We start from the raw sequence: 24,133 nt of genomic DNA, 5'->3' as shown, positions 1-24,133 counted from the left end.
CTTGCGCTACCCGGTATCCTGCGTCCTGCATGTCTGGTAGGATCGAGGCCATGCTCAACCGATCGGCCTCGACCATCCTGACAGCGCTTGGCTGCCTGATTGCGACCTCCAGCCTTGCCGCCCCAGGCTATGCTGCGCCGCCAGCGCCGCCGCCGGCCGTTTCGCCCGTGCCGCCTGCTCCGGCGGAGATCCGCGGCCTGTCCTGTACCGCCGACGACCGATCCGTGCGGGAAATCGTGATCGATTTCACCGCTGGCCGGTGGCGCGAAGGCGGCCAGGGCTGGACCAAGATCGCGGCGCAGGACGATGCGACGATCACCCTGGTCCAGCAGGGCGGAGGGATGTTCAGCGGCCTCCTCAGCGACATGCGGCGGCTGGAGCGGCTGGACCGGTCGACCCTGGTCCTGTCGACCGAACTGCACACCGGCCTGATCGACGAAGTGCGCGCCTACCGCTGCAAGATCGTCGCGCCCTTCGATGCCAAGCGGCAGATATAGGGGAGGACGTAAAAGCGGTTGGCCGCAATCGACCAGCATCGGACATCTTCCCCCTCCCGCTGGCGGGAGGGGAATGGCGGAAATCCACCCCTCCCAGCCTCACATGACACAAAAAAAAGGCCGCCTAGCGGGCGGCCTTTCTCGTTCGTCGACTTCCCGATCGCTCAGCGGATCGGGGAGTCCGGTGACAGACGCATGTCGAGATAATTGTCGACCGATTTCATCAACTGGTCGAGTTCATGCTCGAAGAAATGGTTCGCGCCGCGAATTTCGTCATGATGGATGGTGATGCCCTTTTGCGTGCGCAGCTTGTCGACCAGCTTCTGCACCGCGCTGGCGGTCACCACTTCGTCAGACGTGCCCTGCACGATGATGCCCGACGAGGGGCAGGGCGCGAGGAAGGAGAAATCGTACATGTTGGCGGGCGGCGCGACCGAGATGAAGCCGCGGATTTCCGGGCGGCGCATCAGCAATTGCATACCGATCCATGCGCCGAATGACATGCCCGCGATCCAGGTGGTCTGGGCTTCGGGATGAAAACTCTGCACCCAATCGAGCGCGGCCGCCGCGTCGGACAATTCGCCGATGCCATTGTCGAATGTGCCCTGGCTGCGGCCGACGCCGCGGAAGTTGAAGCGCAACACGGCGAAGCCGCGCTTCACGAAGGTCTTGTAGAGCGCCTGGGTGATGCGGTCGTTCATCGTGCCGCCGGCCTGCGGATGGGGGTGCAGGATCATGGCGACCGGCGCGCGCGGGCGGGGCGGGGGGCTGAAGCGGCCTTCGAGGCGGCCTTCGGGTCCGGGGAAAATGACGTCGGGCATGGCACCTGTTATCGTTCTGGGCCACCATGCCCGGATAGGCTGGCGGCGAATGGATGCGGATCGCACAGACAGTCGCATAGGCAAATGCTATTGCTGGCGCTGCGCGGCAGACCGCCTATATAGAAGCCGCCGCCATTTCCGCAATCAATGAGTAACGCCGCTTGGCCGCCGACCGCCTTTATCTCGATCATGCCGCGACCACGCCGATGCTGCCCGCCGCGCGCGACGTGATGATGGAAGCGATGGCGAACTGGGCCAACCCGTCCAGCCCCCATGCCGACGGCCGCGCCGCCCGCGCCAAGCTGGAGGATGCGCGTGCGCGCATCGCCGCGGCGCTGGGCTGGAATGGCCATGTGATCTTCACCTCCGGCGCGAGCGAGGCGATCGCCATCGGCCTGCTGCGCGCGAAGGCCGGGCGGGTCGTCACATCGCCGGTCGAACATGACGCGGTGCTGCGCGTGACGAAGGGCGCGGATCGGCTGGCGGTCACTTCAGCTGGTCTCGCCCTTTCTCTTCGTCATTCCCGCCTTCGCGGGCATGACGATCAAGCAAGGGTAGGAACACTCCTCGCCATCCAGCACGTCAACAATGAAACCGGCGTCATCCAGCCGCTCGACCGGATTGATCGCGACGGCGCGATCCTGTTCGCCGATTGCGCCCAGAGCGCGGGCAAACTGCCGCTGCCCGACGCGGACATGATCGCGATCAGCGCGCATAAATTCGGCGGTCCGCCCGGCATCGGCGCGCTGCTGATCCGCGACCTGGCGCTGATCGAGCCGAGCGGCGGGCAGGAACAGGGCTATCGCGCCGGGACCGAAAATCTGCCCGCCATCCTTGCCATGGCGGCGGCGCTGGAGGCGCGGGAGGACTGGCTGCCCCGCGCAGCCGCCCTGCGCGCCCGGCTGGACGCAGGGATAGAGGCGGCGGGCGGCATCATCGTGGCGCCCGATGCGCCGCGCCTGCCCGTCATTGCCAGCTACCGTATGCCCGGCCTGTCGGCCCGTGCGCAGTTGATCCAGTTCGACCTGGCCGGCATTTCCGTCTCAGCAGGCAGCGCCTGTTCGTCCGGCTCGCTCAAGACCAGCCATGTGCTGGGTGCGATGGGCTGGGACGAGGCGGCCGCGGCGGAGGTCGTGCGCGTCAGCTTCGGCCCGCAAACATGCGACAGCGACATGGACAGGTTTATCGCAGTCTGGAAAAGTATGGCGGAACGGGCAAGTCAATGATTTACCTGGATTATCAGGCGACTACCCCACTCGCGCCCGAAGCCTTTGACGCGATGGCGCCGTTGCTGCGCGACCAGTTCGCCAACCCGCACAGCGCCCATCGATTGGGCCGCGCCGCTGCCGCGCAGGTGGAGGCGGCCCGCAACGCAATCGCCGGGCTGCTGCCGCCCGGCGGCCAATTGATCTTCACCTCCGGCGCGACCGAGGCGCTCAACATCGCGATCCAGGGCGCGCCGCCGGGCGGCATGGTCACCATCGCGACCGAACATGCCGCGGTGCTGGATACGGCAGAGGCGATGCGCCGGACCGGGCGGGATGTGACCGTCCTGCCGGTCGGGCCGGACGGCATCGTCGATCTGGAGGCCGCCGCCCGCGCCATCGTTCCAGGTGTCGCACTCGTTGTCGCCATGCTGGTCAATAACGAGATCGGCGTGATCCAGCCGGTCGCCGCCCTCGCCGACCTGGCGCACCGCGCGGGTGCGCTGTTCCTGTGCGATGCGGTGCAGGGCTATGGCCGCATCCCGATCCCGTCCGTCTGCGATATGGTCGCAATCAGCGCGCACAAGATCCATGGTCCCAAGGGCGTGGGCGCGCTCTGGCTGCGCGACGGTGTGCGGCCCACGTCCTTGATCCATGGCGGCGGACAGGAAGGCGGGCTGCGGTCCGGCACGCTATCGCCTGCGCTCTGCGCCGGATTCGGCGTTGCGGCGCGGTTGATGCGCGAGCGGGCGGACAGCGACCGCGCCCATGTGGAAAGCCTCGCCGCGCTGGCCGCCACATTGTTTGCGGACTGGACGCTCAACGGGTCGCAAACGGCGCGTTATCGCGGAAATCTGAACCTGCGCCGCGACGGCATAGATGGCGCGCGGCTGTTGTCGGATTGCCGCAATGTTGCTTTTTCGCTCGGTAGCGCTTGCGCAAGCGGGTCCGGGCGGCCTAGCCATGTCCTGCGCGCGCTGGGGCTGACCGATGCCCAGGCGCGCGGATCGGTGCGGATCGGCTTTGGCCGCTACACAAGCCGGGAAGAGTTGGAGAGGGCGGCAGAAGCATTGAATGAGGCGGCAGCCGCACAAGCGGCGCCGTAAAAGGGAGCGCACGCATTAGCATGACCAGGGTCACCTTCATCAGCGCCGATGGCGAGAGACGACAGGAGGTTGACGCGCCCGCCGGATCGGTGCTGCTCGATATCGCCCAGGCCGCAGGTCAGCCGCTGGAGGGCACATGCGAAGGGCAGATGGCCTGTTCAACCTGCCATGTCGTCGTCGATGCAGAGGATTTCGCGCGCCTGCCGCGCGCCAGCGAGGATGAAGAGGATATGCTCGACCTCGCCGCCGCCGCCACCCGGACCAGCCGCCTGTCCTGCCAGATCATCATTGACGACAAGATGGACCGGCTGACGGTCCGTATTCCCGGTGAATTCAACAATATGCAGGGCATGTGACCGTGAAGAATTTGACTGCTCTGGCGACGCTGGCCTTGCTGGCGGCGCCTTCGATCGCCGCTGATAAGAAGACGACGTCCGCCAAGCCGCCCGAACCGACCGGACGGCTCGATTCTCTGTTGCCGCCTGCGCCGCGCTATCTGGTGCCGCAATCGGCGCTGACGTCGGTGCGCAACCCGGCGGAGATCGAGAAGGAGACGGGCGGTCGGCTGGGCGTCGCGCTGGTCGATCGGAGTGGCGCGCTGCTGCTGGGCTTCAACCGCGACGAGCGGTTCGCCATGTGCTCGACCTTCAAGGCGCCGCTGGCCGCCGCCGTGCTGATCGGCGCGGAAGGCGGCAAGTTCGGGCTGGAAGGCGAAATCCCCTTCAGTGGCGACGACATCCTCGATTACGCTCCGGTGGTGAAGAAGAACAAGAAGCGCGGCCGCATGAGCATGGGTGAACTGGCCCAGGCCGCGGTCGAGGTGAGCGACAACAGCGCCGCCAACCTGCTGCTGCCGATGCTGGGCGGGCCGGAGGGGCTGACGGCGTTCATGCGCGCCCATGGCGACGCCACGACCCGGCTCGACCGCACCGAACCGACGCTGAATGAAAATGCGGAGGGTGATCCACGCGACACCACCACGCCGGCCGCCATGGCCGGACTGATGGGCCGGCTGTTCTTCCGCGACATGAAGCCGACCAGCGTCGACAAGCTGCGCAGCTGGTTCAACGCCAGCAGCACCGGCGACAAGCGGATCAAGGCGGGGCTGCCCGCAGGCTGGACGTCGGGCAGCAAGACCGGGACATGCGGCACCGCCTATAATGACGTGGCGCTGGTGAAGGCGCCCAATGGCGACGAATATGTCCTGGCCATCTATCTCGACCGGCCAACGGTGGACGCGAAGAAGGCCGAGGCCGCGATCGCCGAAACCGCGCGCGCCGCGCTCGATTTCGTGGGCAAGGCGCAGAAGAGCGGGCTGGAATAATATGTGGCATGTTCCCGCGAAGGCGGGAACATGTATAGCCTAAGCCCCCTTGCCATCCCGGTCCCCTTTCGCCATATGCCGCGCCGGGAGTCGGGCGGACGTGATCGTCGCGAACCTGGTCAGGTCCTGACGGAAGCAGCCACAGTGATTTCGTCACGGGTCGTTCCGGCTCCCACCCTCCACCTTCATCCAGCTTCGACAATAGCCACCCGAACGGCTAGACGATGACTATGTCCGATTCCCCGCAGCCCTATCGCGTCCTGGCGCGCAAATATCGACCGCGCAGTTTCCGTGAACTGATCGGGCAGGATGCGATGGTCCAGACGCTGGGCAATGCGATCAGGCGCGGCCGGCTGGCCCACGCCTTCCTGATGACCGGCGTGCGCGGGGTGGGGAAGACCTCCACCGCGCGGCTGATCGCCAAGGCGTTGAATTGCATCGGCCCGGACGGGCAGGGCGGGCCGACCATCGACCCCTGCGGTGTGTGCGAACCTTGCGTCGCCATTGCCGAGGGTCGGCATATCGACGTGGTCGAAATGGACGCCGCCAGCCACACCGGCGTGGACGATGTGCGCGAGATTATCGAGGCGGTGCGCTATGCCGCCGTGTCGGCGCGCTACAAAATCTACATCATCGACGAAGTCCATATGCTCTCCAAAAACGCCTTCAACGCGCTGTTGAAGACGCTGGAGGAGCCGCCCGCCCATGTGAAATTCCTGTTCGCCACGACCGAGGTGAACAAGGTGCCGGTGACGGTGCTGTCGCGCTGCCAGCGCTTCGACCTGCGCCGCATCCCGGCGGAATTGCTCGCGGGCCATTTCGCGCATGTGGTCGAGGCGGAAAGCGTCGCGGCGGAACCCGATGCGCTGGCGCTGATCGCGCAGGCGGCCGAAGGGTCCGCGCGCGACGGCCTGTCGATCCTCGACCAGGCGATCGCCCATGCGGAAATGGGGGACGGCGATCCCATGGTCAGCGCCGCGCAGGTGCGCGACATGCTGGGCCTTTCGGACCGCGGATCGGTGCGCCGGCTGCTGGGCCTGCTGCTGGAAGGCGATACGGGCGCGTTGCTGGGCGCGGTGCGCGACCAATATGCGCTGGGCGTCGAGCCGCTCGCGCTGATGCGCGGGCTGATGGAGCTGGTCCATGCCGTGACCCTGGCGAAGGCCGGTCGCGACATCGCCAGCCCCGGCCAGTCGGCCGAGGAGCGGGAGGCGCTGGCCGATTGGGCGGCGCAACTGGGCTTCGCGCCGCTGCATCGCCTGTGGCAATTGCTGCTCAAGGGGCATGACGAGGTGGCCAGCGCCGTCCTGCCGATCGAAAGCTGCGAAATGGCGCTGCTGCGCGTCATGCACGCCGCGACCATGCCCGATCCGGGCGAACTGGCGCGGATGCTGCGGGAGGGGGCGCCCGCCATGGTTGCGCCTGCTTCCGGTGGAACGCCTGCCGCGCCGTCCTCCGCGCCCGCCGCGCGGCTGCCCGCTACGATGCAGGAAATCGTCGCGCTGATCGACCGGCAGAAGCCGTTGCTGGCCAATCATCTCAATGATTGCGCCGCGCTCGTCTCCCTTAGCCCGCCTGATATCGCCCTTCGCCTGACCCATGCCTGGACGCATGGCGACTTCAAGCGTGACCTGGAGCAGGCGCTGAACGCCGCGACATCCGGAACGCGATGGGTCGTGACGCTGGCGGAGAGCGGCGGCGATCAGACGCTGTTGGAGCAGGAGCAGGCGGGCAAGGCTGCGGCGCGCGCCGAGATATTGGAAACCCCGGTGGTCAAGGCGGCGATCGCCGCCTTCCCCGAAGCGGAGTTGGTCGAAACCGACCGGCCCGAACAATGGAGTGCAGGACAATGAAGGACTTGAACGAAATACTGGGCATGGCGAGCCGTGTTCAGGAGGAATTGCAGCGTGCGCAGGACAATCTCGACAAGCTGGAGGTCGAGGGCGCAGCCGGTGGCGGCTTGGTCAAGGTGCGGGCGTCGGCCAAGGGCCGCATCCTGGGCGTGTCGATCGACGACACGTTGATGGCTCCATCCGAAAAGCCGATATTGGAAGACCTTGTCACCGCTGCGTTCAATGATGCGCGCAAGAAGGCGGACGAGATCAGCAATGCCGAAATGGGCAAAATGACCGCCGGCCTGCCGCTGCCCCCCGGCTTCAAGCTGCCGTTCTGATGCCGGACGCGATGGATCGATCACCTGCGGTTCATCGTTTCGTCATTATGACAGCTCGCAATTGATTGCTGCGACGGGCGTCCCCATAAAGGCGATGAACCGTAGAGAGGCCGCTTCCTTCGGCCCCGGAGATTGAATGACTGTGCAATATCCCCTTCTGCCGCTGCGCGACATCGTCGTCTTCCCGCAGATGATCGTTCCGCTCTTCGTCGGTCGCGACAAGAGCGTCGCTGCGCTCGAAGCGGCGATGGAAGGTTCGAAGGAAATCTTCCTCGTGTCGCAGCTCGATCCGGCGGAGGACGATCCGGGCCGTGATTCGCTCTACGACACCGGCGTCGTCGCGGTCGTACTCCAGTTGCTCAAGCTGCCCGACGGCACGGTCCGCGTGCTGGTGGAAGGCAAGCACCGCGCCCAGCTGGATTCGATGGAGGCGCACGAAACCTACCTCGTCGCCAATGTCGATGATGTGGAAGAGATCGTCGCGGAAGGGCCGGAAGCCTCCGCGCTGATGCGGTCGGTCGCCGAACAGTTTGAAAATTACGCCAAGCTCAACAAGAAGCTGCCGGCCGAGACGCCGGTGCAGCTGCGCGAGATCGAGGATGCCGGTCGCCTGGCCGACGCCGTGTCGGCGAACATCAACGTCAAGGTGTCCGACAAGCAGTCGCTGCTGGTCGAGGCGGATCCGGTCAAGCGCCTCGAAATGGTCTTCGCCTTCATGGAAGGCGAACTGGGCGTGCTCCAGGTCGAAAAGAAGATTCGTGGCCGCGTGAAGCGCCAGATGGAAAAGACCCAGCGCGAATATTATCTCAACGAGCAGCTAAAGGCGATCCAGCGCGAACTGGGCAACGGCGAGGGTGAGGAGGGCGACGAACTCGCCGAACTGACCGAGAAGATCGCCAAGACCAAGCTGAGCAAGGAAGCGCGGTCAAAGGCCACGGCGGAGCTGAAGAAGCTCAAGGGTATGCAGCCCATGTCGGCCGAAGCGACCGTTGTGCGCAACTATCTCGACGTGCTGCTGGGGCTGCCCTGGGGCAAGAAGGGCAAGGTCAAGAACGACCTTAAGAAGGCGCAGGACATCCTCGACGAGGATCATTTCGCGCTGGAGAAGGTCAAGGACCGGATCATCGAATATCTCGCCGTGCAGGCGCGCACCAATAAATTGAAAGGCCCGATCCTGTGCCTCGTCGGTCCGCCGGGCGTCGGCAAGACCTCGCTCGGCCGTTCGATCGCCAAGGCGACCGGGCGCGAGTTCGTGCGCCAGTCGCTGGGGGGCGTGCGCGACGAGGCCGAAATTCGCGGCCACCGCCGCACCTATATCGGCTCGCTGCCGGGCAAGATCGTCACCAACCTCAAGAAAGCGGGGACGATGAACCCGCTCTTCCTGCTGGACGAGATCGACAAGCTGGGCCAGGATTTCCGCGGCGATCCGGCTTCTGCCCTGCTCGAAGTGCTGGACCCCGAACAGAATAGCAAGTTCCAGGACCATTATCTGGAAATCGACGTCGATCTTTCGGACATCATGTTCGTGACGACCGCCAACTCGCTGAATTTGCCGCAGCCTCTGCTCGACCGCATGGAGATCATCCGGCTGGAAGGCTATACCGAGGACGAAAAGGTCGAGATCGCCCAGCGTCACCTGATCGCCAAGCAGATCGACGCCCATGGCCTCAAGGGCGACGAGTTCGTGGTGACGGAGGACGCCGTGCGCGACCTCATCCGCTATTATACCCGCGAAGCCGGCGTCCGCACGCTGGAGCGCGAAATTGCGCGTCTCGCCCGCAAGGCGCTGCGCAAGATATTGGAGGGCGCTTATGACAAGGTCGTCATCACGCCCGACAATCTGGCCGATTATGCCGGCGTGCGGAAATTCCGTCATGGCATGGGCGAGGACGAGGATCAGATCGGCGCGGTGACGGGCTTGGCCTGGACCGAGGTGGGCGGCGAATTGCTGACGATCGAGGCGGTGACAGTGCCCGGCAAGGGCATGATCAAGACCACCGGCAAGCTGGGCGAGGTCATGAACGAATCGATCCAGGCGGCCTTTTCCTATGTCCGGGCGCGTTCACCCGGCTATGGGATCAAGCCCAGCGTTTTCAACCGCAAGGACATCCATATCCATCTGCCCGAAGGCGCAGTGCCCAAAGATGGTCCGTCGGCCGGCATCGGCATGGTGACCTGCATCGTATCTACCCTGACCGGGATTCCCGTCCACAAGGACGTAGCAATGACCGGCGAGGTGACGTTGCGCGGGCGCGTGCTGCCGATCGGTGGCCTCAAGGAGAAGCTGCTGGCCGCGCTGCGCGGCGGCATCAAGACGGTGCTGATCCCACAGGAAAACGAGAAAGACCTAGCGGAAATTCCCGCCAACATCCGCGACGGGCTGGAAATCGTGCCGGTCAGCCATGTGGATGAGGTGCTGGCGCGTGCGCTGGCGTCTGTTCCCGAAGCGATCGCCTGGACCGAGGAGGACGACCTCGCCGCCCAGCCGAGCAATGCGCCCGGCCGCGACAGCGATCCCGCGCTCCGTCACTAAGCCAATCCGAAACCGGCGGTTTGCCGTCGGTTTCGGCATATTTCGCGCAGGTGGGCGCAAATTTCTATCGAAGCGGAGGGCTTTGTCGCTTTCCCTTTGACAGGCGCAGAAATCCGCGCCTTATTGCGCCGCCTACGCCGCGATTCCTAATCAACCAACAGCACAAGGGGGTTCCCAAGGCATGAACAAGCAGGATTTGATCAGCGCAGTCGCTGAAAGCAGCGGCCTCAGCAAGAATGACGCGACGAAGGCTGTGGAAGGCGTGTTCGACGCCATCACCGGCGCTCTGAAGAAGGGCGACGAAGTGCGCCTCGTCGGTTTCGGCACTTTCTCGGTTTCGCAGCGCAAGGCTTCGACCGGCCGCAATCCGCGCACCGGCGAGACGATGACCATCAAGGCTTCGGCGCAGCCGAAGTTCAAGGCCGGCAAGGGCCTGAAGGATTCGGTCAACTAACGGACGTGGCGCCTGTCATCTGGCGGGCGCCCACCGTTTGACGACCTACCGGCATCGCGGCCGGAAAGTTTTTCAGGAGAGTGATGCGGCGACAGGAAGCGATCTTCCGCGACGCAAGATGCCGTAAGGTGAAGGGACGAAGAGGCGCCATGCCTTTTTGTCCCTTTCTTTTTGCCCACCCGGCCTCGACCCGCTCGTCTGCCGACGATAGGAAGGCCGCATGACGGGACGCGCGGGCAGATATATCTGGATCATTTGCGGGCTTGCGATGCTCTCCGCCTGCGCCGGCGGCGACTATCGGCCGGTGCGCGATACGCCGGTCAGGATCGGCCCGCCCTACAAGGTGCGCGGCACGACCTATGTCCCGGCGGCGGAACCGACCTATGACATGCTGGGCTACGCCAGTTGGTATGGTTCGGAATCGGGCAATCGCACCGCCAATGGCGAACGATTCCGCGCCAAATGGATCACCGCCGCGCACACCAGCCTGCCGCTGCCCAGCTATGTCGAGGTGACCGCGCTCGATACCGGCCGGACCATCCTGGTTCGCGTCAACGATCGCGGCCCCTTCGCCGGGCGCGGGCGGGTGATCGACCTGTCGCGCGGCGCGGCCGAACAACTGGGCATCCGCGCCCAGGGCCATGCCGCTGTGCGCGTCCGCTTCGTCGATCCACCCGAAAAGGATAGGGAACGGCTGCGCAAGGGGAAACCCGCGTCGGATCGGCCAAGGGTTGCGGAGAGGACGCTGGTCAATTTGAGAGCGCAGTTGCGCGCTGTCGGCCTTTGACGGCAGGTAAAAATTGCCTGCGGCATTTGTTCGCTTGACGGCCGGTAATGGGCCGCATATGTGGCCAACTCTCGCGGGCCGGAAGGCCCTGTGGCGATCGTAGCTCAGTTGGTTAGAGCGCCGGTTTGTGGTACCGGAGGTCGCGGGTTCGGATCCCGTCGATCGCCCCATTTTCTGATTTTCCCCCTGATCCGAGGGGATCGTCTCGCGCCGGGACGGTCATGCCTTTCCTATCATCGGATACGCAAAAGCGGTTCCCACTTGTCCGCGCGATGCTCTATAGCGCCCCCATGACCGATGCGCGCGACAAGGGGCTGACCCTTAATCCCAAATATGACGATCATGGCCTGATCACCGCTGTCGTGACCGACGCGGCCGACGGTGAAGTGCTGATGGTCGCACATATGAATGCGCAGGCGCTGGCGCTGACGGTCGAAACCGGCCTCGCCCATTTCTGGTCGCGCAGCCGCCAGGCGCTGTGGAAGAAGGGCGAGACGTCCGGCCATATGCTGGCGGTGCGCGACATCCGCATTGATTGCGATCAGGACGCGGTCTGGGTGAAAGCGGTCCCGGCCGGCCCGACCTGCCACACCGGCGCGCGGTCCTGCTTTTTCCGTCGGGTCGGGCCGGATGGCCTGACGCCCGTCGATCTTGCGGCTGATCCGTCCATCAATGCCGCGGGCTAGCCTCGCGCTGCTTTTTCTGCTGGCGGCGTGCCAGCGCGCGCCGACGGCCGCCAACGCAGCCGCATCGGATGCTGGTGGTGCGCCGGCGTCCGGGCTGGAACGGGCCGCGATCGAAAGCGGGGCGATCACCGACACGGGCAAGACGTCGCCCGTAGGCCTATACCAGCGCAGCCATGAGGCAGGGCGCGACCTGCTTTGCGTCATGCCGGCCAAGGATGCGGCCTTCCGCTTCGGGCTACAGGCCAATTTCGGCGAGGACCAGAGCTGCCGCGGGCAGGGGACGGCGCGGCGGGCAGGCGACAAGCTGATCCTGCATTTCAAGGGCGGCGACCGCTGCATTGTGGTGGCCCAATATGATGGCGACCAGGTGGCGCTGCCGGGCGTGGTCGACATGGCCTGTGCGGACCTGTGCAAGGGCCGCGGTACGCTGGAGGGAGTTAGCTTCCCACGCATCGCCAATGACGCCGCCAGCGCCCTGCGCGCGCGCGACAGCGACGGCAAGGCGCTCTGCGAGGGATAGCGGCCTTGGAGCGATTGCTAATCCGATGGAATCATCTGATGACTCGGACATCGCGTAAATCCAATAATCTGGAGTGGCTGGTCCGATGCAATCGGACCGCGAACCGCTCTAGTGGCCGATATAACGCCCCGGCCGGTGGTTGACGATCAGCACCGCATTGATGGCGGCGGCGGACAGGATCGACAGGCCGAACCGCTCCACGCTCAGGATCGGCAAGGACGCCAGCAGGATCGCGATGTCGCACAGCATTTGCGTCCGCCCCGCATTCCAGCCGCGCGACCGTTGCAGGATCAGCGCGACGACCCCGACGCCGCCCACGCCCGCGCCATGGCGGGCGATCGCCAATATGCCGAAGCCGATGATCGACCCGCCGAACAGGGCGGCGAAGAAGGGGCTGATTCGCGCGATGTGCAGCGCCGCCGGCATGGCCAGCCCCACGCCCATGATCGCGACATTGGCGAACAGCGTCTTCAACCCGAACGCCACCCCCATCGCCCGGCCCGCGAAGAGAAAGAAGGGAATGTTGATGAGCAGGAACAGGAGCGCGGGCGACCAGTGGAGCAGATAGGATAGCAGCAGCGCGATCCCCGCCATCCCGCCGGTCACCAGATTGGCGGCCTTCAGCATCATCAGCCCCAGCGCGATGAAGGCGCAGCCGATGGCGATGGCATAGCCGTCCTCGGCCAGGCTGTGGGGGCGGGGAGAAGGGGCAGTGATGGTCATGTGGGCAAGGTTCCTGGGATCATGCCCGGCCATCCTCTTGCCCATTTTTCGGCGTCATATGTGCTTATGCGCCGCTGATAGCGGGACGGCGCGTCCCGTTCAACCGCCGGTATCGACCTGCGCCGGCCCAAAGGCGTCGATCGCCTGGAACAGCCGAGTCAGCGCCTCGCGCTCTTCCGCGTGGATCTCCGGCCGCCACACTTCGAACAGCAACACGACGCGGGTGTCGGCGCTGCGGTTCCACGCCTCATGCTCGACGCTGTCGTCGAAGATCAGCATCTCGCCCTGGCGCCAGTTGCGCGTCTCCGCGCCGACGCGCAGCGTGCAATCGGGTGGCGTCAGCAGCGGCAGGTGGCAGATCAGCCGGGTGTTGAGCAGGCCATGATGCGGCCGGATATGGGTGCCGGGCTTGAGCAGCGACCATAATGCCATCGGCGATCGGCCTGCGATCACCGGCATGGGCGCCAGCGCCAGTGCCTCCATCACCGCGGGGCAGCGCGGCGCATTTTCCGCGACCGGCGCGCCGCCCTGCCAGAAATAGAGCGCGCCCCAACTGGGATCGTCGCGCAGCGGATTGTTGGGCGCAGGCCTGTTGGTGGCGGTCTGCACATAGGGGGCGAAATCCGCCTCTTGCGCGCGCACGGCGTGCAGTTCCGCGACGATCGCATCGGTCATCGCCTCCATCGGCGCGACCCAGTCGAACTCCTTCCGTTCGTAGAAGGCGCGCTGGGGCAGGCCGGGGAAATAGAACATGCTGGGTTGTTGTAGATAGACGTCGCGCTTGCCCAGCAGCAGGTCGGTGGCGTGGGCGATGCGGGGCAGGGGCGGCAGGTCGGCAATCGCGGCGGTCAGATGATCCTCGAACCGCTGGCTCGACCGGGCGACGTTGGCCTGCGCCTGTTGCAACAGCGGTTGGAGCTGCGGCGGCGCGCCGGTTGCGGCCGCCTGCGCCAGCGCCGCGCGGAACCAGCTTATCGATCCGCGCTCGTCGTCGCGCCGCAGCGCATTCCGCCCCATGGCGAGCAGCGCCGGCAGGTTGCGCAGATCGCCGTCCAATATGCGCCGCAGCGCCGCCGCTTCGCCGTCCAGATCTCCGGCGCGACTATGCGCCTGCGCCAGCAGCATCGCGGGCGGATCGCCCATCTCGCGCAGCGTCGCCAATGCGCCATCGGCATCGCCGCGGCGCAGGGCGGCCACCGCCGCCTCCTGCAGTCTCGTCTCTCTCGCCGGATCATTCATGCCACCGCCATATCCGGCGGCGATGCGGCGCGAAAGCGGCTTATTCGGCGGCGGCGGGGATCAGGCCCGGTGCGCGCCGTTCCAGCATGATCGCCAGCAGGAAGACGGCGAGGCCGCCCAGCGCCAGCGCGGCGCCGATCCAGCCCGTCGAAACGAGGCCATAGCCTGCCGCGATCGACAGGCCGCCCAGCCACGGTCCCAATGCATTGGCCATATTGAAGGCGCTATGGTGCAACGCCGCCGCCAGCGTCTGCGCTTCGCCCGCCACGTCCATCAGCCGCGCCTGCAACGGCGTGCCCAGCCCCCCGCCGATGCCGATCAGGAAGATGTTGAGGCTGAGCGTCCAGATATTGCCGGCCATTAGCGGGAACAGCGCCAGTGACGCGGCGCTCCACAGCAACACGCCGATGACGGTGCGGTTGCGCGCCTTGTCCGCCAGCCAGGCGACGACCAGATTGCCCAATGTCATGCCTATGCCGAAGATCGCCAGGATCAGCGGCACGTAGCTTTCCGACACATGGGTGACCTCCATCATGGTCGAGGCGACATAGGTATAGACGGCGAACAGACCGCCAAAGCCGATCGCGCCGGTCAGCAGGGTCAGCCAGACCTGCCCCCTGGCCAGCGCCGTCAACTCGCGCATCGGGCTGGCTTTTGTGTCGCCAGCGTCGCGCGGGGCGTAGAGCGCCACGAGAGTCACCGTCGCCACGGCCAGCGCCGCCACGACGAAAAAGCCGGAGCGCCAGCCCAGCACTTGCCCCATCCAGTTGGCGACGGGCACGCCGATCACCGTGGCCACGGTCAGGCCCGACATGACCTTGGCGATCGCCAGCGTGCGCTGTTCGATCGGCACCAGATTGGCGGCGACCAGCGCCGCGACGCCGAAATAGGCGCCATGCGGCACGCCGCTCAGGAACCGGAACAGCAGCATCCAATGATAGCTGGGCGAAAGGGCGGACAAGCCGTTGGCGAGCGCGAACATCGCCATCAGGCCGATCAGCAGCGTCCGCCGCGGCAGGCGTGCGCCCAGGGCGGCGATCACCGGCGCGCCCGCGACCACGCCCAGGGCATAGGCGCTGATCGCATGGCCGGCGGTCGGCAGGTCGATGCCCAGATCGCGGGCGAAGAAGGGCAGCAGGCTCATCGACGCGAATTCGGTGGTGCCGATGGCGAACGCGCCGACCGCCAGGGCGAACAGGACAAGCGCGGGATGCGTCTGATGGGGAAGCGCGGTCTGGGAAGCGCCCATGGCAAGCTCCATGCTGCAATGCAAAAATGTACGGAAGCATCGCAAATGGGCCTAGTGACAGCGCTGGTCAACCCTGCATTCGTATGAGTTTTCTGCATCTGCGTCGCCGGTTGGCGCAATTGGTGCGGCGGTGCGCAAGCCGCTCGCCTGACGCGATGGATCGTCTATAGGCTCCGTACATGGACAGACATGACGGACAGGACGGCGACAGGGCGGCGCTGCTGGGGGCGGGGGCGGTGCTCGCGTCGCTCATCTCGGTCAATTTCGGCGCGGCCTTCGCCAAGACGATATTTCCGCTGCTCGGCGCGGCCGGCGTCGCGGCGCTGCGCATCAGTCTGGCGGCGGTCTTGCTGTGGCTGTTGCGCAGGCCGTGGCGGTGGTCCGTGCCTGTGGGCGCAGGTTGGTGGCTGGCCGGCTATGGCGCGACGCTGGGTCTGATGAACCTGTGCATCTATCTGGCGTTCGAGCGCATACCGCTGGGTGTGGCCATCGCGATCGAGGTGGTGGGGCCGCTGGCGGTCGTGCTGTTCGGGGCGCGGCGGCCGCGCGATTTCTGCTGGCTGGCGGCGGCGGTGGCCGGCCTGCTGCTGTTGCTGCCGCTGCGCAGCGACGCCCCGCTCGATCCGGTCGGCGTCGCCTTCGCCTGCGCGGCCGGCCTGTGCTGGGCACTCTATATCGTGGCGGGCAAGCGGGTGTCGGGCGTCGTTGGCGGGGATGCCGTCGCCTGGGGGATGCTGGCCGCGGCGATCCTCGTCCTGCCGCTGGGCGTCGCCCATGCAGGCGCGGCGCTGCTGTCGCCCGGCGTCCTGCTCGTCGGACTGGTCATCGCCATCCTGTCGAGCGCCTTGCCCTATTCGCTGGAGATGGAGGCTATGCGGCGCCTGCCCGCCCATGTCTTCGGGCTGCTGGTCAGCGCGTCGCCGGCCGTCGGGGCGCTGGCCGGCTTCATCATATTGGACGAGCGGTTGACCCCGCTCCAGTGGATCGCGATCCTCTGCGTCATGGCGGCGTCAGCCGGGAGCGCCCTGACGGTCGGGCACAAGCCCGCCATCGAAGACGCGCCGCAATAAGCGGGTTTACCCGCTCACCTGCGCCTGGCTGACGTCCAGCATCTTGCCATCAGTAATCACCACCATGTCGCCCAGCTTCGTTACGCCGAACAGCTTTTCGGCGAACTCTTTGGGCACGCCGATGCAGCCATGGGTGCCGCGGCCCCATTGCACGTCGCTGCCGTGGATGAAGACGCCGTCGCTGGTCAGCCGCTGCGCGAAGGGCATGGGCGCATTGTCATAGGTGCGCGAAAAATAATCGGCATGTTTCGCCATGATCGGGAAAGCGCCCTTGGGGCTGGGCTTGTCGGTCGCGCCGTAGAGGATCACCGCCGCGCCGATCTCATAGCCGGCGCGGAACACCGACAGGGTCTGCGCGCGCAGGTCGACGGTGATGATGACGGGGCCGGTCGCCGGCGCGCCCTGTTCGTCCCAGGCATAGTCGCCATGGCGGAACGGCCCGTCGATTTTGAGCACGCGCTTGACCCGCAACGCGCCCGGATCGACCGCCATGCCCTGGTCGCTGCGCCGCTCGATCGGCTTGGCGGGGGCAGGGACGGAGGGAGGGGAGGGTGTAGCGGCGGGCGCGGCCGCCGTTTCGGACGACGCATGGCCTTCCAGCGCCGGCCGATCGATCGACGCGAACACAACCAGGCCGGTCAACGCCACTATCCCGCCGATCGCCAGCTTCGGCCCGACCTGTTTCAGGAAACCCGCCATCTCTATCCTCATGCCTCCATGCCCGGCCAGCATAGGCGCCAAAGGTTAATCCTAGCCTTCCCGCGCCACTTCCGCCGCTGCGATCGCGGTCAGGTTCAGGATGCCGCGCGAGGTGACGCCGGGCGTCAGCACATGGATCGGCTTGCTCAGGCCCATCAGCATCGGCCCGACCGTGGGCGAACTGGAGGAGGCCGACAGCGCGGTCAGCGTGATGTTCGCCGCGTCGAGGTTCGGCATGACCAGCAAATTGGCCGGCCCCTCGAACCGCGAATCGGGGATCAGCCGTTCGCGCAAGGCCTGGCTGAGCGCCGCGTCGGCATGCATTTCCCCATCCACCGCCAGTTCGGGCGCGGCGTCGCGCACGATCTTGAACGCCTTGCGCATCTTGCGCGCGCTGTCGGTGTGCGACGCGCCGAAATTGGAGTGGGACAGCAAAGCCGCCCGCGGCGTCAGCCCGAAATGCTGGATCTCCGTCGCCGCCAGCAACGTCATTTCGGCGATCTGTTCCGGCGTCGGGTCCGGCACCATATGGGTGTCGGTGATGAACAGCGCGCCCGCGTCCAGGATCAGGCCCGACAACGCATAGACGCGGCTGTGGCCGGGCGTGCGGTCGATGATGCGCAGCACATGTTCGACCTGCCCCCAATATTCGGACCGCCCGCCGACCAGCGCGGCGTCGACCCGCCCGGTCTGCAACAGCATCGCGGCGGTGATGGTGGGGCGGCGATAGACGTGGCGCAATATTTCGTCGGCCGGCACGCCGCGGCGCGACGCGACCGTGCGATAGGCCTCGACCAGTTCGCCCATCACCAGATGGTCGGTTTCCGGATCGATCACCTCGACATCGCGGTCCAGGTCGAAGCTCAGCCCCAGTTCGGGCAGCTTCTGCGCCAGGATGCGGCGGCGCGCGACGATGGTCGGGCGGACGATGCCTTCGTCCAGCGCGTCGCGAATGGCGCGCAGCACGCGATCGTCCTCGCCCTCGCCATAGGCGATGCGGCATCCGGTGCCGCGCGCGGCTTCGAACACCGGCAGCATCAACTGGCCCGACCGCGCGCTCTGGCGCGACAGGCTGCGCTTGTAATCCTCTAGGTCCAGCGTCTTCTTCGCGACGCCGCTCTCCATCGCCGCGCGGGCCACCGCGACCGCTATCTCGCCGATCAGGCGCGGGTCGAAGGGGGTGGGGATGATATAGTCGGCGCCGAACACCAGCCTGCGCCCGCCATAGGCTTGCGCGACGCTGTCATGGGCGGGCATCCGGGCGAGGTTTGCGATGGCGTCGGCCGCGGCGACCTTCATCGCCTCGTTGATCTGCGTCGCGCCGCAATCCAGCGCGCCGCGGAAAATATAGGGAAAGCACAGGACGTTGTTGACCTGGTTGGGATAGTCCGACCGGCCGGTGGCGATGATCGCGTCGGGACGCACTTCGCGCGCGGCCTCCGGGCGGATTTCCGGTTCCGGGTTGGCGAGCGCGAAGATCAGCGGATTGGCGGCCATCAGCGGCAGCCATTCCGGCTTCAGCACGCCGGGCGCGGACAGGCCCAGGAACAGGTTCGCGCCCGGCAGCACGTCGGGCAGGGCGCGCGCATTGGTGGTGCGGGCATAACGCGCCATGTTGGGCAACATGCCCTCACGTCCCGAATGGATGACGCCATCCTTGTCGGTCATGGTGACGTTTTCGATCGGCAGCCCCATCGACACCAGCAGGTCGACGCAGGCCAGCGCCGCTGCACCCGCGCCCGACGTCACCAGCTTTGCGTCGGCCAGCGTTTTGCCCTGCAGCACCAGAGCGTTGCGCACGGCGGCGGCGACGACGATGGCGGTGCCATGCTGATCGTCATGAAAGACCGGGATGTTCATCCGTTCCTTCAGCCGCGCTTCGATCGCGAAACATTCGGGCGCCTTGATGTCTTCCAGGTTGATGCCGCCGAAGGTCGGCTCCATCAGTGCCACGGCTTCCACGAACTTGTCCGGGTCGGTCGTATCCAGTTCGATGTCGAACACGTCGATATCGGCGAATTTCTTGAACAGGACGGCCTTGCCCTCCATCACCGGCTTGGACGCCAGCGCGCCGATCGCGCCCAGACCCAATACGGCGGTGCCGTTGGAGATGACGGCGACCAGATTGCCGCGCGCGGTATAGTCCATCGCCTTGTCGGGATCGGCGGCGATCTCCACACAGGGCGCGGCGACGCCGGGCGAATAGGCCAGCGCCAGATCGCGCTGGTTCACCATGCGCTTGGTCGGCTCTATGCGGAGCTTACCGGGCTGGGGATAGCGATGATAGTCGAGAGCGGCGCGGCGGGTGTTATCGTCCATGGAAATGCGCCTTAGTGACTGCGTTTCGCTAGGGCAACCGCCGATAGCTCCCAAGGGGGGATGGGGGCGTATAGTCCGACAAGAAAATCGACGAAGGCAGTGATGGCGCGCGGCGGATTGGCTTGCGGTAATTGCACCGCGAACAGTGCGACCTCGTTCGACCCTTCATGCGTCGGCACGATCTGGCGCAGTTCGCCCTGCGCCAGCGCCGCGCTGATATCCCAGAGCGATCGCAGCGCGATGCCGCCGCCCGCCAGCGCCAGTTCGCGCACCAGTTCGCTGCTGTTGGTGCGCACATGGCTGTGTTCCTCGACCACCACTGGCCCCTTCGGTCCGACCAGCCGCCAAGGCATTTGTCCGTCTGCGGCCAGCAGGCGATGGCCTTTCAGATCCGCAATCGTCTCCGGCACGCCGAACCGGTCCAGATAGGCGGGCGCGGCGCACAAGATGCGGCGATTGGTCGCCAGTTGGCGCGCGGTCAGGGCGGCCCCCGGATCGGCCGTGATGCGGATGGCCAGGTCCGCGCGGCTTTCGATCAGGTCGCTGAAATCATCCGACAGGTCGATGCTGAGTTCCACCCTGGGATGCGCGTCGATGAAGCGCTGAAGATAGGGCGCCAGGTGCATCCGCCCGAAGGATGTTGGTGCGGTGATGCGCAGCGGCCCGCTCGCCACCGCCGACGCGCCCGACACGCGCCGCTCCGCCTCGTCCAGCGCCGCCAATATGCCGCGCAGGTCGGCATGGAGCCGCTCGCCCGTCGGCGTCAGCGCCAGCCGCCGCGTAGTGCGATGCACCAGCTTGGCGCCCAGCCGCTCCTCCAGCCGCGCCAGCCGCTTGGACATCATCGCGGGCGAGACATGCAGCCGCCGTCCAGCCGCCGCCAGTCCGCCCTCGTCCACCACGCATACGAACAGTTCATGATCGGGATCCATCATATTCGTTCACCACAGGAATGACTGTATTCGTATAATAGCGTATACACGGCATAATGGGAAAGGTCTATCAAGGCGGCCAATCAAGGAGTGGACATATGAACGACCGCATGATCGACAAGGCCGGCCTGCATGTCGCGCAATCGCTGGCCGATTTCATCGACAGCCGCGCGCTGCCGGGCACCGGCCTCACGCCCGACGCCTTTTGGACTGGCGCTGCCGCCATCTTCGCCCGCTTCACGCCGGACAACGCCGCCCTCCTGCGCAAGCGCGACACGTTGCAGGCGCAGATCGATAGCTGGCACGAACAGCGCCGGGGCCAGCCGCATGACGCCGCCGCCTATCAGGCGTTTCTGGGCGAGATCGGTTATCTGGTCCCCGAACCCGCGCCTTTCGCCATCGGCAGCGAGAATGTCGATGATGAGGTCGCGCGCCTGGCCGGGCCGCAACTGGTCGTCCCGATCCTCAACGCCCGCTTCCTGCTCAACGCCGCCAATGCGCGCTGGGGCAGCCTCTATGACGCGCTCTACGGCACCGACGCGATACCGGGTGCGGCCTCCGGTAAAGGCTATGACGCCGCGCGCGGCGCACAGGTCATCGCCTGGGCCAAGGCGTTCTTGGACGATGCGATCCCGCTGGCGAGTGGTAGCTGGGCCGACCTGTCCAGCGACGCCATCATCCTGCGCGATCCGACCCAATATGTCGGCGCCAGCGAGAAGGGCCGCCTGTTCCGCCACAATGGTCTGCACATCGAAATCGTCTTCGATGCCACGCATCCGATCGGCGCGACCGATCCGGCCGGCATAGCCGACGTCATCCTCGAATCCGCGCTGACCGCGATCTGCGACCTTGAAGACTCCGTCGCCGCCGTCGATGCGCAGGACAAGGTCGCGGCCTATGCCAACTGGCTGGGCCTGATGCGCGGCGACCTGACCGAGACGTTCGAGAAGGGCGGCGCGACCATGACCCGCGCGCTCAACCCCGACCGCGCCTATACCGCGCCCGACGGCGGCAGCTTCACCCTGCCGGGGCGCAGCCTGTTGTTCGTCCGCAATGTCGGCCATCTGATGACCAGCCCGGCGATCCGCCTGCCCGATGGCGACGAAGCGCCCGAAGGCATATTGGACGGCATCATCACCAGCCTGATCGCGCTCCACGATTTGAAGCGCGACGGCGGCAACAGCCGCGCCGGCAGCGTCTATATCGTCAAGCCCAAGATGCACGGGCCGGAGGAAGCGGCTTTCACCAACCGCCTGTTCGACGGAATCGAGGATATGCTGGGCCTCGCCCGCCACACCATCAAGGTCGGCGTCATGGACGAGGAGCGCCGCACCTCGGCCAATCTCGCCGCCTGTATCGAGGCTGTCCGCGACCGCATCGTCTTCATCAACACTGGCTTCCTCGATCGCACGGGGGACGAGATGCACACGTCGATGCAGGCCGGTCCGATGATCCGCAAGGGCGAGATGAAGACGAGCGACTGGATCGCCGCCTATGAGGATCGCAACGTCCAGATCGGCCTGGCCTGTGGTCTGTCGGGCCGGGCGCAGATCGGCAAGGGCATGTGGGCCGCGCCCGATCGCATGGCCGACATGCTGGAGCAGAAGGCGTCGCACCCAAAGAGCGGCGCGAACACAGCCTGGGTTCCCTCGCCGACCGCAGCGACGCTGCACGCGACCCATTATCACCGCATCGACGTCTTCGCCCGCCAGGCGGAGCGCAAGGCGGAGGGGATCGCGCCGCTGGACAAGTTGCTGACCATCCCCGTCGCGGTGGGCCGCAACTTCTCGGACGAGGAGATCGCGCAGGAACTGGATAATAATGCGCAGGGCATATTGGGCTATGTCGTCCGCTGGGTCGATCAGGGCGTCGGCTGTTCCAAGGTGCCCGATATCCACGATATCGGCCTGATGGAGGACCGCGCGACGCTGCGCATTTCCTCGCAGCATATGGCCAACTGGCTGTTGCACGGCGTCTGCACGGCGGAGCAGGTCGATGCCGCGCTCCAACGCATGGCCGCCAAGGTCGACGCCCAGAACGCCGGCGATCCGCTCTATCAGCCGATGAGCGGCCGCGAAGCCGAAAGCCTGGCCTATCAGGCCGCCCGCGCCCTGGTGTTCGAAGGGGTCGAACAGCCCAGCGGCTATACCGAACCTTTGCTCCACGCCTTCCGCGCGGAACAGAAGGCGGAGGCGCTGGAGGACGCATAACATTTCCAAACCTGTTGTGGCGGTTCCCATGCTGCGTTACGCCCTCACCGGCGGGCAGCATGGGAGCCATCATGACGATCCTCGTCCACCACCTCAATAACAGCCGATCGCAGCGCATCCTCTGGCTGCTGGAGGAACTGGGCGAACCTTATGAAGTCCGCCGCTATGAGCGCGACCGCAAGACGATGCGCGCGCCCGAAAGCCTGCGCGCCATCCACCCGCTCGGCCGTTCGCCGGTGGTGGAGGTGGACGGCCATCGCCTGATCGAAACCGGCGCGATCATGGAGCATCTTGTCGCCCGCGCCGGCAACCGCTTCGGCCCGCCCGCCGATGCGGACGGCGCGATCCGCTATCGCCAATATATGCACTATGCCGAAGGATCGATGATGCCGCCGCTGCTGGCGTTGCTCATCATCGGCAAGCTCGGCCTGTTCGGCCGCCCTGCGCGACCGACGGTGCAAAGGATGCTGGACGATCATCTCGACTGGCTCGAAACGGAACTGGCGAGCCGTCCCTATTTCGCTGGCGACGCCTTCACCGCCGCCGACATGATGATGAGCTTTCCGCTGGAAGCGTCGCGTGCACGCGGCGGCCTTGACAGCAGCCGTCCGCATCTGATCCGCTGGCTGGAAGACATGCAGGCGCGGCCTGCCTACACGGCCGCGCTGGCAGCCGGCGGCCCCTATGCCTATGCCTGACCCTATTGTCTCTTCAGCATGATATTCAGTTTCCGCTCGAAGGTGGCGGGATCTATTTCGAAATGGCGCTCGCCCTTTATGCTGGGATCGAAGCTGATCGGGCCTTCGCGCGGCAATATATAGCCGACCCGCTGCTTGCGGAAATTGCCGATGCGCGACTGGCATTCGGTGATGTAGTTCATCGCCATCACCCGGCATCCGGCGGGCGAAAAGATGCTGTTGTGCAGCGCACTGGAAAATTCGCCGATCACATCGTCGGCCGACGCGAAGAGCGCGATCTGCTGTTCCAGCGTCAGATTTTCCGGGCTGATACTTTCAAAGCCGTAACTGGCCGCGATATCCTGTAGCGCCTGGCTATTGGCCAGAATACGATAGGACTGGACGCGCCGGTCCACGAAGATGCGCTTTCGAGGGATCCCTTCCTGGCGATAGGGCGTCGTCAGCAATTCCAGTTCGTCTTGGACGACATCGGAATAGACGAAGCGACTGCCCCAGCCGGGGATCAGCAGCCGGCGCACGGTCAGCACATCCTGTAGCGCCTTCGTTTCGACGTGGAAGTCGGGCAGCAGCAGGCTGATCCATTTGAGCGCATAGGAAGGCGCGTTGGAGGGCAGGATGATCGGGATGGCGGCCAGCGATGGATTGTCACGGTGCGCCGCGCGCATGACCAGCAGGCGGGGCATCACCTCCAGCAGGAAATGGCCGTAAATGACGCAATTATAGTTCCAGACCGTCCAGGCGGTGTCGATCGTCCTATGCTCTCGGTCGTGTCCCAGGAGGTGGTGTAGGAACCGTCAATCCACGGCAGGATCGGGATCGGGTTCGGGTCAGGCAGCCAGAGCTGGCAGGCTGACAATGGGGTTATGGCTCACCGCGCCGATTGTTTCC

Annotated in this window: 23 protein-coding genes, 1 tRNA gene and 1 other RNA gene; 17 read left to right on the top strand and 8 right to left on the bottom strand. The window is 65.8% G+C overall.

The features are described 5' to 3' along the window. Positions 1–50: 50 nt before the first annotated feature. The gene (locus tag EWH12_RS08425) at positions 51–497 is read left to right on the top strand and encodes a hypothetical protein (RefSeq protein ID WP_129926298.1); all 447 of its coding nucleotides are present in this window, start codon (positions 51–53) and stop codon (positions 495–497) included. Positions 498–661: 164 nt separating this feature from the next. Here EWH12_RS08425 and EWH12_RS08420 read toward each other — a convergent pair whose 3' ends face one another. Beyond that, positions 662–1,318 (bottom strand): alpha/beta hydrolase, encoded by a 657-nt coding sequence (locus EWH12_RS08420; RefSeq protein WP_066603011.1) that lies wholly within the window; start codon positions 1,316–1,318, stop codon positions 662–664. A gap of 161 nt (positions 1,319–1,479) precedes the next feature. Here EWH12_RS08420 and EWH12_RS08415 point away from each other — a divergent pair, with 161 nt between their 5' ends. The 13 genes from EWH12_RS08415 (at position 1,480) to EWH12_RS08355 (ending at position 12,106) form a co-directional block, all read left to right on the top strand. After that, positions 1,480–2,544 carry a cysteine desulfurase family protein gene (locus tag EWH12_RS08415; protein ID WP_129926297.1) on the top strand — a complete coding sequence of 355 codons (1,065 nt, stop codon included), beginning with the start codon at positions 1,480–1,482 and terminating at the stop codon, positions 2,542–2,544. Beyond that, entirely contained in the window at positions 2,541–3,629 is a 1,089-nt protein-coding gene (locus EWH12_RS08410) for a cysteine desulfurase family protein (protein ID WP_129926296.1), read from the top strand. Before EWH12_RS08415 ends, EWH12_RS08410 begins: the two co-directional genes overlap by 4 nt. A gap of 20 nt (positions 3,630–3,649) precedes the next feature. Further along, complete coding sequence (locus EWH12_RS08405; RefSeq protein ID WP_066603001.1) at positions 3,650–3,985, top strand: 2Fe-2S iron-sulfur cluster-binding protein; 336 nt, start codon at positions 3,650–3,652, stop codon at positions 3,983–3,985. A 2-nt stretch (positions 3,986–3,987) separates the two neighbouring features. Then, entirely contained in the window at positions 3,988–4,953 is a 966-nt protein-coding gene (gene blaSGM, locus EWH12_RS08400) for an SGM family class A beta-lactamase (RefSeq protein WP_129926295.1), read from the top strand. Between the two features lie 82 nt (positions 4,954–5,035). Further along, an RNA gene (gene ffs / locus EWH12_RS08395) (signal recognition particle sRNA small type) lies at positions 5,036–5,133 on the top strand. Between the two features lie 50 nt (positions 5,134–5,183). After that, positions 5,184–6,806 carry a DNA polymerase III subunit gamma/tau gene (locus tag EWH12_RS08390; protein WP_129926294.1) on the top strand — a complete coding sequence of 541 codons (1,623 nt, stop codon included), beginning with the start codon at positions 5,184–5,186 and terminating at the stop codon, positions 6,804–6,806. Then, a complete protein-coding gene (locus tag EWH12_RS08385; protein WP_066602991.1) occupies positions 6,803–7,126 on the top strand; it encodes a YbaB/EbfC family nucleoid-associated protein in 324 nt (107 codons plus the stop codon). Before EWH12_RS08390 ends, EWH12_RS08385 begins: the two co-directional genes overlap by 4 nt. Positions 7,127–7,262: 136 nt before the next feature. After that, the gene (lon, locus tag EWH12_RS08380; RefSeq protein WP_129926293.1) at positions 7,263–9,659 is read left to right on the top strand and encodes an endopeptidase La; all 2,397 of its coding nucleotides are present in this window, start codon (positions 7,263–7,265) and stop codon (positions 9,657–9,659) included. Positions 9,660–9,840: 181 nt separating this feature from the next. Then, positions 9,841–10,113 carry an HU family DNA-binding protein gene (locus tag EWH12_RS08375; RefSeq protein ID WP_024019962.1) on the top strand — a complete coding sequence of 91 codons (273 nt, stop codon included), beginning with the start codon at positions 9,841–9,843 and terminating at the stop codon, positions 10,111–10,113. Between the two features lie 220 nt (positions 10,114–10,333). After that, on the top strand, positions 10,334–10,900 hold the full coding sequence (locus EWH12_RS08370) for a septal ring lytic transglycosylase RlpA family protein (RefSeq protein ID WP_082679052.1): 567 nt from the start codon (positions 10,334–10,336) through the stop codon (positions 10,898–10,900). 93 nt (positions 10,901–10,993) lie between these two features. Further along, a tRNA-His gene (locus EWH12_RS08365) sits at positions 10,994–11,070 on the top strand. A 120-nt stretch (positions 11,071–11,190) separates the two neighbouring features. Beyond that, complete coding sequence (hisI, locus tag EWH12_RS08360) at positions 11,191–11,586, top strand: phosphoribosyl-AMP cyclohydrolase (RefSeq protein WP_129926292.1); 396 nt, start codon at positions 11,191–11,193, stop codon at positions 11,584–11,586. Next, positions 11,573–12,106, top strand: coding sequence for a hypothetical protein (locus EWH12_RS08355; RefSeq protein WP_129926291.1), 534 nt, complete (start codon positions 11,573–11,575; stop codon positions 12,104–12,106). Before hisI ends, EWH12_RS08355 begins: the two co-directional genes overlap by 14 nt. 108 nt (positions 12,107–12,214) lie before the next feature. Here EWH12_RS08355 and EWH12_RS08350 read toward each other — a convergent pair whose 3' ends face one another. The 3 genes from EWH12_RS08350 to EWH12_RS08340 form a co-directional block, all read right to left on the bottom strand. After that, positions 12,215–12,829, bottom strand: a complete 615-nt coding sequence (locus EWH12_RS08350; protein WP_066602978.1) for a YitT family protein — start codon at positions 12,827–12,829, stop codon at positions 12,215–12,217. A 99-nt stretch (positions 12,830–12,928) separates the two neighbouring features. After that, positions 12,929–14,068: an aspartyl/asparaginyl beta-hydroxylase domain-containing protein gene (locus EWH12_RS08345; protein ID WP_129926289.1), complete on the bottom strand. Its 1,140-nt coding sequence runs from the start codon at positions 14,066–14,068 to the stop codon at positions 12,929–12,931. Between the two features lie 40 nt (positions 14,069–14,108). Continuing rightward, positions 14,109–15,317, bottom strand: a complete 1,209-nt coding sequence (locus EWH12_RS08340; RefSeq protein ID WP_129926288.1) for an MFS transporter — start codon at positions 15,315–15,317, stop codon at positions 14,109–14,111. 179 nt (positions 15,318–15,496) lie between these two features. Here EWH12_RS08340 and EWH12_RS08335 point away from each other — a divergent pair, with 179 nt between their 5' ends. After that, the gene (locus EWH12_RS08335; protein ID WP_129926287.1) at positions 15,497–16,387 is read left to right on the top strand and encodes an EamA family transporter; all 891 of its coding nucleotides are present in this window, start codon (positions 15,497–15,499) and stop codon (positions 16,385–16,387) included. Between the two features lie 6 nt (positions 16,388–16,393). Here the strand turns inward: EWH12_RS08335 and EWH12_RS08330 are convergent, their stop codons facing one another. The 3 genes from EWH12_RS08330 to EWH12_RS08320 are packed head-to-tail and all read right to left on the bottom strand — an operon-like array spanning position 16,394 to position 20,340. Next, positions 16,394–17,098, bottom strand: coding sequence for a L,D-transpeptidase family protein (locus EWH12_RS08330; protein WP_422917720.1), 705 nt, complete (start codon positions 17,096–17,098; stop codon positions 16,394–16,396). A 39-nt stretch (positions 17,099–17,137) separates the two neighbouring features. Continuing rightward, the gene (locus EWH12_RS08325; RefSeq protein ID WP_129926286.1) at positions 17,138–19,405 is read right to left on the bottom strand and encodes an NADP-dependent malic enzyme; all 2,268 of its coding nucleotides are present in this window, start codon (positions 19,403–19,405) and stop codon (positions 17,138–17,140) included. 11 nt (positions 19,406–19,416) lie between these two features. Continuing rightward, positions 19,417–20,340, bottom strand: coding sequence for a LysR family transcriptional regulator (locus EWH12_RS08320; RefSeq protein WP_129926285.1), 924 nt, complete (start codon positions 20,338–20,340; stop codon positions 19,417–19,419). Between the two features lie 95 nt (positions 20,341–20,435). Here EWH12_RS08320 and EWH12_RS08315 point away from each other — a divergent pair, with 95 nt between their 5' ends. Further along, positions 20,436–22,547: a malate synthase G gene (locus tag EWH12_RS08315; RefSeq protein WP_129926284.1), complete on the top strand. Its 2,112-nt coding sequence runs from the start codon at positions 20,436–20,438 to the stop codon at positions 22,545–22,547. Between the two features lie 71 nt (positions 22,548–22,618). Continuing rightward, on the top strand, positions 22,619–23,245 hold the full coding sequence (locus EWH12_RS08310) for a glutathione S-transferase family protein (protein ID WP_129926283.1): 627 nt from the start codon (positions 22,619–22,621) through the stop codon (positions 23,243–23,245). A gap of 2 nt (positions 23,246–23,247) precedes the next feature. Here EWH12_RS08310 and EWH12_RS08305 read toward each other — a convergent pair whose 3' ends face one another. Beyond that, positions 23,248–23,940 (bottom strand): glycosyltransferase family 61 protein, encoded by a 693-nt coding sequence (locus tag EWH12_RS08305; protein WP_277986017.1) that lies wholly within the window; start codon positions 23,938–23,940, stop codon positions 23,248–23,250. Positions 23,941–24,133: the final 193 nt, after the last annotated feature.

It is taken from the genome of Sphingobium cupriresistens (assembly GCF_004152865.1).
Taxonomy (GTDB): Bacteria; Pseudomonadota; Alphaproteobacteria; order Sphingomonadales; family Sphingomonadaceae; genus Sphingobium; species Sphingobium cupriresistens.
Note: the sequence above shows the minus strand (reverse complement) of the source record. Positions and strands in the feature narration are given on the sequence as shown.